This window comes from Sphingobacterium daejeonense, from assembly GCF_901472535.1.
In the GTDB taxonomy this organism is placed as follows: domain Bacteria; phylum Bacteroidota; class Bacteroidia; order Sphingobacteriales; family Sphingobacteriaceae; genus Sphingobacterium; species Sphingobacterium daejeonense.
On record NZ_LR590470.1, the window covers coordinates 1891812 to 1905625 of the forward strand.

The 13814-nt window shown below is 36.6% G+C and carries 13 protein-coding genes and 1 pseudogene; 1 reads left to right on the forward strand and 13 read right to left on the reverse strand.

Features of this window, described 5'->3' with window-relative positions:
* Nucleotides 1–40: 40 nt before the first annotated feature.
* On the reverse strand, nucleotides 41–3025 hold the full coding sequence (locus FGL31_RS09040) for a SusC/RagA family TonB-linked outer membrane protein (RefSeq protein WP_138090711.1): 2985 nt from the start codon (nucleotides 3023–3025) through the stop codon (nucleotides 41–43).
* A gap of 378 nt (nucleotides 3026–3403) precedes the next feature.
* Between FGL31_RS09040 and FGL31_RS09045 the strand changes: the two genes are divergently transcribed.
* Complete coding sequence (locus FGL31_RS09045; protein ID WP_138090714.1) at nucleotides 3404–4246, forward strand: response regulator transcription factor; 843 nt, start codon at nucleotides 3404–3406, stop codon at nucleotides 4244–4246.
* Nucleotides 4247–4260: 14 nt separating this feature from the next.
* On the opposite strand, the pseudogene FGL31_RS09050 reads toward FGL31_RS09045, so the two are convergent.
* The 12 genes and pseudogenes from FGL31_RS09050 to FGL31_RS09105 form a co-directional block, all read right to left on the reverse strand.
* Nucleotides 4261–4621 (reverse strand): annotated as a pseudogene (locus FGL31_RS09050) (DUF2200 domain-containing protein).
* A gap of 121 nt (nucleotides 4622–4742) precedes the next feature.
* A complete protein-coding gene (locus FGL31_RS09055) occupies nucleotides 4743–5657 on the reverse strand; it encodes an NADP-dependent oxidoreductase (RefSeq protein ID WP_138090717.1) in 915 nt (304 codons plus the stop codon).
* Between the two features lie 76 nt (nucleotides 5658–5733).
* On the reverse strand, nucleotides 5734–6477 hold the full coding sequence (locus FGL31_RS09060) for a CPBP family intramembrane glutamic endopeptidase (RefSeq protein WP_171017593.1): 744 nt from the start codon (nucleotides 6475–6477) through the stop codon (nucleotides 5734–5736).
* A 172-nt stretch (nucleotides 6478–6649) separates the two neighbouring features.
* A complete protein-coding gene (locus FGL31_RS09065) occupies nucleotides 6650–7531 on the reverse strand; it encodes a macrolide 2'-phosphotransferase (RefSeq protein ID WP_138090723.1) in 882 nt (293 codons plus the stop codon).
* Nucleotides 7532–7764: 233 nt separating this feature from the next.
* On the reverse strand, nucleotides 7765–8616 hold the full coding sequence (locus FGL31_RS09070) for an alpha/beta hydrolase family protein (RefSeq protein ID WP_138090725.1): 852 nt from the start codon (nucleotides 8614–8616) through the stop codon (nucleotides 7765–7767).
* A 269-nt stretch (nucleotides 8617–8885) separates the two neighbouring features.
* A complete protein-coding gene (locus FGL31_RS09075) occupies nucleotides 8886–9716 on the reverse strand; it encodes an RteC domain-containing protein (RefSeq protein WP_138090728.1) in 831 nt (276 codons plus the stop codon).
* Between the two features lie 205 nt (nucleotides 9717–9921).
* A complete protein-coding gene (locus FGL31_RS09080) occupies nucleotides 9922–10278 on the reverse strand; it encodes a nuclear transport factor 2 family protein (protein WP_138090731.1) in 357 nt (118 codons plus the stop codon).
* A gap of 2 nt (nucleotides 10279–10280) precedes the next feature.
* Complete coding sequence (locus FGL31_RS09085) at nucleotides 10281–10865, reverse strand: FMN-dependent NADH-azoreductase (protein WP_138090734.1); 585 nt, start codon at nucleotides 10863–10865, stop codon at nucleotides 10281–10283.
* 35 nt (nucleotides 10866–10900) lie between these two features.
* A complete protein-coding gene (locus FGL31_RS09090; protein WP_138090737.1) occupies nucleotides 10901–11749 on the reverse strand; it encodes a sigma-70 family RNA polymerase sigma factor in 849 nt (282 codons plus the stop codon).
* A gap of 38 nt (nucleotides 11750–11787) precedes the next feature.
* Nucleotides 11788–12810, reverse strand: a complete 1023-nt coding sequence (locus FGL31_RS09095; RefSeq protein ID WP_171017594.1) for an alpha/beta fold hydrolase — start codon at nucleotides 12808–12810, stop codon at nucleotides 11788–11790.
* Between the two features lie 90 nt (nucleotides 12811–12900).
* Nucleotides 12901–13266, reverse strand: a complete 366-nt coding sequence (locus tag FGL31_RS09100; RefSeq protein WP_138090743.1) for a nuclear transport factor 2 family protein — start codon at nucleotides 13264–13266, stop codon at nucleotides 12901–12903.
* Between the two features lie 102 nt (nucleotides 13267–13368).
* Nucleotides 13369–13806 (reverse strand): antibiotic biosynthesis monooxygenase family protein, encoded by a 438-nt coding sequence (locus tag FGL31_RS09105; protein ID WP_138090746.1) that lies wholly within the window; start codon nucleotides 13804–13806, stop codon nucleotides 13369–13371.
* Between the last annotated feature and the right edge of the window lie 8 nt (nucleotides 13807–13814).

The window sequence follows — 13814 nt, forward strand, 5'->3', positions numbered from 1 at the left end:
TCTAAATTTTTTAATGATCAAATACGTTGATATCTACGGATTAAAGTGAAAAATTCACACCCAACAGAATGTTCCTTGATGGTGGGTAAGGTAAATACTCAATACCTAAAGATGGAATTCCATTGGTTGCTCCATCTGTATTCACTTCAGGATCGAAACCGGTATATTTTGTTATAATAAACAAGTTCTGACCTGTCAATGAAACATTGAAGTTTTTGAATGTTTTCCCGATATCTCCAACACGATAACTTAATGTTAAGTTTGCCAATTTCAGGTAATCACCTTTTTCTAAGAACCTTGTGGATGGTGCCGCAGAATTGGAAGTGGATTCTTTAACTGACGTGTCAAAAAACTGACCTCCAATATTTCGCGAAGACAGGTTACTGATACCTAAAACGGTCGCTGCCGTATTATTGAATAAATAATGACCCATAGCACCGTTCATATTAGCAGATAGCGTAAAGTCTTTATAACTTACGTTAGTTGATAATCCCAATAATGTGGTTGGGTTAGGGCTATTGGCATAAAATTTATTGATGGCAGGGTCATTTTCCGTGCTAGAACTACCGTCTAGACCTCGGTACATACTCATACCGGTCGTAGGGTCAATACCTGTATATTCTGCCAAATACCATACATTCAACGGTTGACCATTAACCATACGTTGACCTAATACTCCTGAAAACCCTTGACCTCTTAAGGCACCTGTTTCATAGTAGCCTATCAAACCACTTACATTGTTTTTTAAGAAAGTCGCATTTGCTGTTAAATCCCAAGTCCAATCTGTATTGTTGATGATAGTTCCGGTCAACGCAATTTCAACACCTTTGTTTTCAATCTCTCCATCCAAATTCACCCAAATACGTCCGCCTGGCGCTGGTTGTGCCAATGTTTGTTCAAACAAAGCATCCGTTGTTTTCTTGTTGAAATAATCAATGGATCCATATAAACGGCTCTTAAGAATGGCAAAATCAATACCCGCATTGATAGTAGATGAGGTTTCCCATTTCAAGTCATCATTACCGTAATTGACCTGGCTAACACTTTGATTTCCAAATACCAACCTGTTCAATGAAGCGCCTGATGGGAATTCTTGGTTACCAGTCATACCCCAACCTAAACGGATTTTTAATTGATCAAAAATTTCATTCGATTCCATGAAATCTTCCTCGGCAATATTCCATGCCAACGCTAGAGAAGGGAAGATGGCGTATTTGTTGTTCTTACCAAATTTAGTTGAACCGTCTCTACGAACTGTGGCTGTCAATAAATATCGGTCTTTATAGTTGAATCCTCCACGTAAAAACATGGATTGAAGTTCATTCTTTGGACTTCGGTAAGATGAAATATCACGCGTCGAAACTGGAGAATATTGCAAATAATCAAAATAATCTAATCCCAAATATTTAAATCCACCTCCAAAGGTCATGTTGTTCCTATAATTGAAATTCAAATATTCATAACCTATTAATGCATTAACGTTCCAATCTTCATTGATTTGTTTATTATAAGATAGGGTATGCGTCATTTGCAAATTCGTCTCATTATTGTTGGAAATAAATGCTTGTTCATTTTCCGCCGCTGATGGGTCGATCAATCCTGAACGATACATACCTTCACGACTACCTATTTGGCGCATTGCACTATAGATAAAGCGATATTCCAAATCATCAGTGATCTTATAGTATGGAGCAACATTGATAACGAAAGTGTTGGTCGTTGCTTGATCTTTGAATGCATCAATACTTGTCAATGGGTTTCTTGTTGTCGTACTCACAAAAGTATTATTGCCTTGATCGTCCTTTAATGGACGGGTTGGATTCCATTGCATTGCTTGAGAGATTACGTTACCTTCTGATCCTACCATTGCATTGATAGGTGCATATCGGTTATCTAATTGTGTTAAGAACAATGAAAAATCCAAGCCTAACCTTTTGTTTTCCAAAAAGTTAAAGTTACCGGTGAAGTTTCCTGTATACTTTTTCAACTGAGAGCCAATGATGACACCATTTTGATTTAAATAACCACCTGAAAGTCTATATTTTCCGTGATCTGTACCTCCAGAAACATCTCCATAATAGTTTTGGGTAAGGGCTTGACGGGTGATTGCTTTAAATGCATCCTCATTACCTCCAAAATCTGCCTCTGCGATTTCGCCTGGTGTGTAATATTCCAATGCCTCCCTGAATCTTGCGGCATCTAGAACATCAGGATATTCACGCATTCCTGAAATACCAGCCGAAGCACCAATTTGAATAACAGGTGATCCTGCATTTCCTTTTTTAGTTGAAATAATTACAACCCCATTGGCACCACGTGAACCATAAATTGCAGTTGCAGAGGCGTCTTTTAAGATGTCCATGCTCGCAATGTCACTAGGGTTCAAATATGTCAATGGATTGCCTCGGTCAGAAGAAAATCCGCCACGACCTTCAGGTAGAGGGGAGTTTCCTGCCATTGGGACACCATCTAATACGAACAAAGGGTTGTTACTCGCTCGGATTGACGAGTTACCCCGGATGCGAACTGTGGCCGCGCCACCTGGTTGACCAGTATTATTGATCACCATAACACCTGGCGTTTTACCCTGAATCAATTGATCTGGTGCTGTCATCAATCCTTTGTTAAAGTTTTTTGCCTGAATGGTTACCATGGATCCTGTCAGGTCTTTCTTCCTGGCAGTACCATAACCGATAACAACTACCTCATCAAGACCTTGGTCATCTGAAGCTGCAAGTTGTACATTGATATTTCCATCGGTAATCGCAACATCCTTGGTCTGGTAACCTATGAAGGAAACTTCTAAGGTTGTTGCGGTTTCAGGCACTACCAATGTAAATGATCCATCGGTAGCTGTTGTGGTTGCAACGTTCGTACCCTTAACCTTGACTGTAGCACCTGTTAATGGGCTGCCGGTGTCATCCTGAACCGATCCATTAAGAGTTTTCTGCTGAGCAAAAACTGGCATGGAAACGATTAGGGCCATAAGAGTAAGGACGTACATTTTAAGTAATGTCTTTTTCATACAATTAGAATCTAATGTTATAAATGAATGGTTTATAGAATTGGGTAGGATTATGAAATCCTGAAAATTTTGCTTTTAATTAAAGCACTTTCGTAATGCGGATCTCCATGAAGTGAAGCTCCAAACATGGTCGAACTGGGTAGTCTTTTTCATATTTGTTTAGTTTTTGGTTATTTATATATATAAAAATCAACAAATATGTTACAATCAAGAAATCAAATGGTCTCAATCTTATATCAAATCGTATCATTGGGAACGGTGTCGGTAAAAATCTACTTAATTAGTATTTTTTATTACGTGGTTAAACATCTTTACTAAAGGTTTTAGAATTAATTTGTATTTTACAGTAACCTTATAAGCATACATTAAACTTACGTTATGGATTCAGCTCTTCATTCAAATTTTATATACCTATCCAACCAAAACTTAGAAAAAAATAAAGCGCAGTTCCCGGCAATTTGTTCCAACTTGGATGCCTCAAATCCTACCATACTTTTAGTAGAAAATGATAAGGAGTTATTGGCATATTTGAATAAGGAATTAAAGGTGGATTATGCTATTTTGAGAGCTAGTAACAGAGAAGAGGCGCTCGAAATTCTTAATCAACAAGAAGTTCATTTGGTTCTGTCTGAAATCAAGATTCCAGATTTGGATGGGATACTTCTGTGTAGGCAAATCAAAAGCGACCCCCAGTTAAGTCATATACCCGTTATCTTTATGTCATCACAGTATGGAATTGAATTGAAAATTTTAGGACTCAATAACGGTGCTGATATTTATATTGAAAAACCATTCTCCCTGGAATTCTTAAAAGCTCAGATCCAGAATATCCTCCTTAACAGACAGAAAATAAAAAATTATTTCACAAACACCAGGAATAACAAATCCAAAAAGAACGACCAAATTTCAACAGACCACTTTATGGATAAATTGAATTTATTGATAGAGGAGAATATTTCAATGATGGATATAACGGTAAACCTTCTGGCAAGACTGATGAATGTTAGCAGACCAACCTTATATAGAAAGGTTGAGAAATATTCAAGCCTTAAACCTAATGAATTGATCAGGCATGCAAAATTAAAAAAGGCAGCCGAATTACTTCAAACAAAGAAATATACCGTGACCCAAGTTTCTTCCATGGTTGGTTATTCGGTTCAATCTAATTTTTCCAGAGATTTCAATAAATACTTTGGTGTAAGGCCAAGTGTTTACCTTTAAGCCTAGCTGAAGAATTATTTTCTCAAAATCTTTTCCATAGACTTGCCTTTAGCCAACTCGTCAATAAGTTTGTCTAAATATCTTAACTTTTGCATGAGTGGTTCTTCGATGTTTTCAACTCGGTATCCACAAATTACCCCAGTTATAAGTGAGGCATTCGGATTGAAATGGGGAGCATTATTATAGAAATCTTCGAAATTGGTCTTATCTTCCAATATTCTCTTGAGATCATTTTCATTGTATCCAGTTAACCAAAAAATGATTTCATCAACTTCTTCCTTTGTCCGGCCTTTTTTTTTCAGCCTTAGCAATATAATGGGGATAGACCCCCGCAAAGGACATTTTATAAACTCTTTCGTTAGCGCCTGCTTTCATAGTATGATTTTTTTAACGAATAAAAATACAAAAAGGTTGATGTCTCCACCAACCTTCATATGCTATATTTTCTCTTTATTTTATCAGATTTTATCTTTTTGAACTACATTCATATTCCTGTCTAGAATGATAGCACTGTTTTTCCTTTGGTGTGACCTTCCAAGACTTTGCTATATGCGTCACTTGCATTTTCAAATGGAAATACGCTATCAATTTCCCAATTGAAAGTGCCACCTTCAATACCATCAACTACATGTTGAAGGTTTTTAGGATTGCGTTTCACCCAAATCGGAATAACCCTATCCGAAGAAGTTTTCTTTCCAGCGATTGTACTGATTATACCATCTTTTTTAACGGTCGCCAATGAAGCTTGCGTAGCTTCTTCAGTTCCCGCCATATCTACCGCGGCATCAATTGGTTCTGGATGGGCAGCTTGGATTCTATCGATCAATCCCTCACCGTATTCGATAGCTATTGCTCCAAGGCCTTGAACATATTCTAAGTTTCTTTTTGAAGAAGTTCCTATAACTTCAATTCCTCTTTCTTTGGCTAGTTGGACCGTAATTGAACCAACACCACCTGAAGCACCATGTATTAACAGGGATTTAACAGGACCAATCTCATCCAAAATCGTCATCGCAGTCTGTGCAACCCCAGGAATTGAACCTGCCACTTCCCAAGAAATATTCTCAGGCTTACGGATTAAATCGCCAATAGGCACATCGATGATCGAGGCATGGGTGAAACTTCCGCCAGAACCTAATACAGCATCACCAATTTTAAAACCCTCAGCATTCTGACCGACAGCTATTATTTCACCGCTGAACTCAGTCCCAAATGTTTGTGGTAATCCTGCATGTTTGAATTCACCAGTCATTCTGCGTGCATCAATAGGGTTGATACCGGCAGCCTTCGTCCGTATCCTCGCAAAACCTGCCGGTAAAGACTCTAATTTATATTCTTGAATTTCCAAAACTTCAGATGGACCGTAGGATTTTGCCAATAGAATTTTTGTAGTATGATTGTTAGTTTCCATATTGCTTTTTTTTTGTTGAGACAAAACTAAAGATACTATTAAGAAAGATTACTATGACTTACTTTTTGGTTACCGGTTACTTCAAGGTAACCTTATCTATAATCGTAAATTCTTCTTCCATTATTTTCAGAAAATCATCTTTATGAATTCCAGCCTCTGATTTTAATTGAATATTCAGGAACTGATCATTTACATGATATATTCCTTTTCCATAGATACTATCAACTATGACCTGCAAAGGGTATTGTTTGATATCCATATTATAGATGGTGTCCTGTCGTTTTTCAATGTCAAATTTATCAATATATCGATCTCTAAATGGAGTAGAATCAACTTTTAATTCAATATTGTTTTTTTTATACTCTATAACTGGGTTCATTAAATAAGTGCCTGTAACTACAAATGTTAAAATTGAAAGATTCCATAGAGCATGATAAAAGATTGAATATCGGAATCCCAATCTAACTCGAATATATGCTAATATAAACCCAATGGTTATTTGAGGTAGTACGATAATTAAGGCAAACAAATAGAAGATCCAGCTGTCGTTCATATAGTTCTCTAAATGAATAAGTCCAAATATCAAAGTACTGCTGTAGACTATCCATCTGAATCTCTTTCTCCAATTATTTCTAGAAATGAAATTGTCATAAAACCTTTTGTAGGTAAGAAAATATCTAAAAATAAATTCTTCAATTAGTGGTGCCAGTATTCCAATAGTTATTATAACACTGACTGGCGATTCAAATAATAAATCCGGATGATTTATCAATGGTAATAAAAAATCAATGAAATATAATAAAGGAAGAATAAGAACCATTATAGCTATATTAAACAGAAATAAGCTAAAAAATATTTTAGAGACTGTATTTTTTGTTAATGGTCTTAATTTATGATCCGATGGGTTTTTAATGAATTGTAAAAAGTGGTAAATAATCCTTAGCATATAATTGGTTTGTGATGGAAGATATGAAATAAATTTGAAATCAAATTTATACTCCCAACATTTCTTTTGCTCCTTTTATATGAAAATCATTTTTTGTTTCCACAGCGAAAAATCCATAAGCTAGGGCCGTGGCCGCGGATCTTTCGACCGATTGTTCATAGAGATGTTCCCAAGTTTGACCGCCAAGTTTCTTGTATTCTTCAATCAACAGTTTTAAGCTCTCTTCCCCAAAAACCTTTAAATGACCAGAAAAATCCATTGCTATATCACCCATATGTGCAGTAGTCCAATCAATAATGCCGGAAACTTCATTTTTTTCATTGGTTAGGATATGGCCCGCATAGAGATCAGCATGGATAAATTTTGAGAATGCTGGCCAAAGACGTTCATTGTCAAGCCAATTCTTATACCGTGTTTCCAACTCATTGGAAATACCGATTTCAGCTTTTACAAGCTTAAGTTGATCTTCGATTTCTTTTCTGATTTCTGAGCTAGATTTTATCTTTAATTCCTTTTCTTTCACTTCAGATTCAGGAATGCTATGAAGTTCTATAAGTACCTTTGCTAGAGAAGGAACATAATTGGGACTTTCTTTGTCCATATTCCAAGTCACTTCATAAGTATTGGCATCGAAAGTTAAAGCAGGTTTATCTGTAAGAAGGCGGTATGCTATCAATTCATGGTTTGCAATCTCCCAATCAGGTACCTCAACTGATAGATGTTTTTTTACTAGATCCAAAATATGTTTTTCTTCCTCAATTTGAACAGACATATCCTCCCGTCTAGGAATCCGGAGGATCCATTTTTGACCGTTAATATCTGTAACTATTCCAACCCTGAAGTCGATCCCCATATCATTGAAGTTTATATCATCTGTAATTACAAGACCATGTTTTTCAGTAAGGTTTTGAATTTCTTGTGTAGTCATAATTTTTTAATAGTTGTTATATTATATCTTTCGATTTTAGATAAATCCTACAATTTATCTTAGTTTATTAAGAATAATACAGTATAATACGATAAAAATAAATTTATCTTTTAAGAGTTTGTGATTTTTTTCTCTTTTTGGCAAATAAATTTCTCCTCAATTAGCATTAACATTAAAACCTCAAATGTGAATTTTGTCATACCAATAATTATTAACTTATTTATGCATGAATTCTATAACCTATTGATCCAATTCAATGCTTCTTTTATAGTTTCTTGATTTTCTGAAGCTGCAGTATTATGACCAAGGTCGGGATAAAGTTTATGTTGAAATTGTTTTCCTTTCTTATTAAGTTCTTCTAAAATTTCTATTGAAAGATTTACAGGTACTTGAATATCCTTTCCGCCAAAAATCCATAATCCTGGAATAGATAATTTATTCAATGTATAAACTGGATCCGTATTGATAAATTCATAGCGGTCGGTGTCGTTTTTAATATGTTCTCTTGCATCTTTTTCGGTATGTTTTTTCCAGAAATCTGTATCTCCATTTGTATAAAATTGAAACCTTAATTGCTCCTTCGTGGAAATTAATGCTCCACTGAATATGACCATAAAATCTACTTTTTTATTTTTATTTGCTGCAATAGGAATTATCCAGCCAGCTTGACTAAAGCCCATCAAACCAATCTTTGTTTTTTTATTTCTAATTTTTTGAGAGAGGACATTAACAGCGGCATTTACATCCTCTGCCAAAAGATCAAGATTCGTAGAGTCGATATTATTAGTGCCAACTTCAGGTCCCGCATAGACTCCTTCTGATTCTCCAACTCCACGCTTATCATAAGTCAAAACGGTATAACCACTTTTCGCAAGGGTAGTTGCAAATTCTTTCATTCGCAACTCTTGCCCTGACCCATGAACTAGTAATATTCCGGCCTTGGGAGATTTTACATCATAAACCGTCCCTGATAAGGTAATTCCCTTACTTTTAAATCTTAAATTTTTAGAAGAGTATGAAATTTCTTGGGCATTTAAGTTGAACAATGGAGTAATAGAAATTATTGCTGTAAAGATTTTAAACATAGTTTTTAAACCTATCCAATGAGTGGATTCTAAAATTATTTTGCAGAGCATATAGAGTAATTAATAATTGTCCTAATTTGCGCAAATGCATCAATATTATAATCGATGATTCCGTATATAACTCTTATTCCTCGGTAAAACCATGATTTGATACGGTAAAAACTATTATTTAATTATTTCTTCCCTTTTTTAACATCACTTTTTTATCATTTATAAAGTAATAGAATTATCTTGGGGGGTTAAAATGCAGGCGGTGGCACGCCCAAACCCTACTTTTCGTCCTGCTCGTCCATTCTTCTTATAAGTTCCTCCCGAAGCGCATCAAGGAATTTTGTACGGTTCATCTGCCGGTTTCTCAACTCCAAATAGGTCTGATAGAAATTGCCCAAATCAATGCCAAAGGCACTTTCAAAATATTGGGCTACTTCTCTTATGTCGTTGCTCCCGTTGTCAAACACAATTTGATGATAATGCAGGGCATAAATCAGTTCTATCAATGCCACTTTGCTACCTGTCCATTTCAGATTTTTCGGGGCTTTCGATTTGTCTTTTTGGAATTTGTTATATAACTGGTCTTCGATGTAAACCTGTATCAAATCGTTGGCTATTATCTTGGCGACCTTGTAATCATGTGAAGTTGAAAAGCTGTGGTCAGACTGGAAATAATAAGTGTCCAACCATAGCTTAATATCGTGGTTGTCCCGTAAAAACATTTTCTCGTCAAGGAACGAGTTATTGCTACGGTAGTACTTATAGAAATCGAGGTTGTTGTCAAAGAACCTTTTTAGCTTTTTCAGTTCTTTGTTGAGGTATTTCCTTATGGGCTTTGCTCCGTACGGCTTTTTTGTCTCGATTTTGTAAATGGCATTGTAGTAGATGAGTTTAGCTACAATGGCAGGTTTCTGATATTTGAAAAAGCGGATTTCTTCATCTGTATTCTTAAACCCTCTTTTCAGGACATACCCTTTCATTTCGGACAGGCATTCAAGAATATGGTGTATAACGGTTTCTATCCGTTGTATGGAACAATCGGCTTCAATCTCGAAGTCATTGATGACTGTTTCCAGTTTGTGTAACTTATCATTGTAAAATTTATCCATTTACTCGCATTTATTCTCCTATTGAGGTCCGACCGGAGCGTGCCGATCCGCTCTTACGTTAGTATTTGTTAACCCATTAGCATAATTTTAGACGGTTCCCTATTGGTTGGAGAATAATTGTTTAGAATGCAGAAATAAGGCATTAAAAAAATTATTCTTCAAGATGATTTAAGATGGCTGAATTTTATTCAGCCATCATTGAAAACTACTTCACATGGATTGTGGGTGTGTTATTTATTATTTTCCAATGCTCATTATCCCGAATACATATTATCAATGAATGAAAGATAAGAAACTCACTTTCCAAGGTCACGTGTGCAATAGCCATATGGTCTGATTGCTTTATGCTGTTTATCACCAAGCTCCTTGGGCTTCCTCCGAATCGCTTGGTACGGATGAGTTCGATATAGTCAGATTTCGAGAATACAAAAATCCCGTTCTCATCGAAAAACCCGTCCTGTATATTCTGAAAGCCGGGATGTAAGATTCTTTCCAATGCTGCTACATCACGATTGTCGCCAGCTTTTACAAATGCTTCGATTGCTTTTTCTGCCTGTTCCATTTTTATTTGTTTAAAATGTTCGTAAATAATTCTTTTTGATGGTTTAGTTGTTGTTTGACAGAGTCTTTATCATCCGTTCCGTCCAATGAATAATAGTAAATTTCCCTAATGCCAATAAAGTTCAATATCTGCTGCAGATGCATTTCCACTAGATTGGGCAAAGCTGAATCCAGTTCCCCCATAGCGGAGAGAATGTATGCTTTTTTATTCTGAAGCAATCCGATTGCTTTGTCTTCGTCGTATCTGAAAGTTTTACCTGTCCGCAGCACAAGGTCGAAATATGCTTTCAGCGAAGAGGATATGCCAAAATTATACATAGGCACTGTGATAAGGATTTCATCACACCCTAATAGTTCTGCTATCAATTGATTAGACAATTTTATGCGGTCTGAAGTATCCCCGGCAGTATAAAATTTCTCAAGTACTTCCTGCTCAAGATGAGGAATGTGGGAGGTGCCTACTTCCCGTATACTGATGCTCCCTTCCGGATTCAGTTCTTTCCATGCCCGTACGAAATTGTCTCCCGCATTCCGGGAATAGGAGTTTTTTAAACGTAAGCTACTGTCAATTCTCAATAATGTCTTCATCTTTTTTACTATTTCTATGGAAGACCATTTGAGTGCTAAATATGTGACAGCTTGGTAATATTTTTTAGCTTATCCGGGTCTACAATGGAATATATTTCCTGGATCAATCCATCTTCACTTAATTGGAGTATATGACAGTTATGGAGCTTTTCATGCTCCCAAAAGCAGATAGCAGGTTGATGATTGAAAAATTGAAAGGTAAATGTTTTTCCCATCAGAAAATGCTGCTGTACATAAACCAATAAAGTGGCCGTAGCTGTTTTCCCTATTTCCGAACCGCTCACTACCTGCACCTTCGTACCTCCGTCGGCACTGAGTTGTATGTCGTCTACCAATAAGTTCTGCAATTCCACGATGTCAGCCTGAGCCAACGCTTTCTGATACCTGCCTACAGTCTCAAATGAGTGACCCAAATGTGGGCTATAACTTGAGTATTTACTGTCTTTCAATTGTTTGTTGGCCCTGCTCAATAGCTGACGTGAATTTTCGGTGCTTATTTCAAGCAGTTCAGCTATCTCAGCATGTGAATAATTGAAGCCCTCTTTCAATATGAAAGCCGCTCTTTCTTTTGGGTTCAGGTACTCGAACAGCACGAGCATGGTATAGCTTGCCGTTTCGTCCCTAATAAGTTTTGCATCGGCATTATCAAATGAAACAGGTTCGGGGAGCCATTCGCCGAAAACTTCTTTTTTGCTTTGGCGGGTTTTAAAATTTATGGCATGATTAATCGTGCTTTTAATAAGAAAGTTGGATTCGTGGCGGATGCTCGATTTATCCAATGTAATGTATTTTTCCAGTACATCCTGTACCAGATCTTTCGCATCTTCATAAGAACCGACAATATTGTAGGCATAGGTCAATAACTTATTATAATGTTTCTCCATCTTTTTATTCTATTTTTGATATTAGCAAATTTCAGGCTTTATGTTCCTTTATCGGCCAGAACTTCCTGCACCATAATCCTATTAAATTTTTCCGGTTCTACAAAAGCTGCATAATGCCCTGAGTTTTCAAACCAGATGAATTGTTTTTGAGGCGCTTTTAGTTTCCTGAAAAATTTATAAGCAAGTGTGGACGGGGTATTATAGTCACACCGCCCTGCGATAAAGTAAACGGGGACTTTTACTTCCCGAACCGTTTTAAATAAATCTACCTGCATTACTTCATCCCACATGGCATTCATTGTGAAGACTTGTCCCTTAGCTATCAGGCTATCTTTATAATATTGCCTGGCAAAGGAATCCATATTTTTATAGAGTTGGCCAACATTGGTACCTTCACAAAAATCACCATGAAAGTGCCGGAGCCATTTTCTTGATAAATACAGGTCTGATAATTCATTTTTTGAGCGGGACGGGTAATGCTTACGGAGTTTTTGCAATTGAGCCATTGCTACGCTGTCTTTTTTTAACCTAGCCTGTTGAATTGAATAATCGAGCGAAACCTTTTCATTCAAATACATACTGGTAACCTGTCCCACGCCAATATAAGCCTGAAATAGCGATGGATGCTTTTGAATCAGATGCATGCCCATAATAGAACCAAAAGAATAACCAACCAAATATATTTTCTCTTTCTTAAAACGCTCTTTAAGAATATGTATTAAACTTAGCGCATCATCTTCCAGCTGTTCAATAGTGATGCTTCCGGGAGGCAGGGTATCGTTGTAGGATAAGCCCGTTCCCCTTTGGTCGTAAGTAACCACCGTGAAGTGCTGTTCCAATTCCTTATTGTGTGTTTGCCAAAAATAAAAATCAGAAAACCCAGGACCACCGTGCAATATTAGCAAAACAGGATTTAAGGCATTATTACTTTTAATAAATACGCCGTGTTTGACACCATTTAATTCGATACGGTTGTATTCTTTGATAGAATTAATCTGGGCTGTACAAAACTGCCAGCTGATTGAGATCATTATCAAAATGATGAGGAATTTTTCTTTCATCTTATTCATCTAAAGTGCAAATAGAAACATAAACGTATATAAATTCACTATTTTGCCGATTCCAGTCCTAACTGTTTTATCGGCTTTTAATTAAATAGCCATTCCGCTTCCACCAACTACTTTTATACCTTCAGGAAACTTTTTCCAAAAACGGATATATTTATAATTAGCTTCAAAAGGTTCATTCTTATAATTTCCTTTTAATTCCATCTGCAAAGTAATGACAGCCAGATCAGCTATGATATTCAGTTCTTCTACTTTGGGAATGAGTTCCTCGACTTTTAAATTCCCTTCACGATAGGTCTGCAGATCCATTTCTTTGGTTATCGTCTGACCATTGGGAATTATAAAAAGCAAATCAGCATGCAATAGGTTGTCGAGTACTTCCGTATCCCTATTTTTGATGGCTTCGTAAAGTGTGTTCTCTAGATTTAAAATTTCGTCCTTTGTTATCATTTCTTAGTCATTATTAATATGCATTAAACTTCTGTTTGTGCTGATTTCCTGTCCTGTTTTATACTTTCTATAATTTTCAAGTCTGCTATAAATCTATAAGACTTACTCCTCGACCATCTGATAAATACCCCTTTCCATCGTAATACCATGTTGTTTTAAAAAGGCGGGCATTTTAATCCCCGCTTTTTGCATTGCCTCCCGTATGACCACTCTGGCATCGTCCATCCGCTGTCGGTCCGCCCAGGTAGCAATCGTAATGACCCGCAGGTCTCCACTATCGCCTGTCTGTTGAAAGATTTCATATTTTACAAAGCCGGGCTGTTGCCGAAGTGTATTCCTGATGAAAATCGATTTTTCGGAATACGCGGCGATAGCTTTTTGGGGAATGCTGATTTTATCGATGACGGCGACATGTTCCGTAACAGTACGCTCTTCTCCGTTATTTTGTTCCATTTCGACTTGATTTTGTTGTTGACCAAAAGTATTCACCGCCATAAGGATGGGTATGATAAGGATCATGGTTTTTAATGTTTGTTTCATAAGACTTG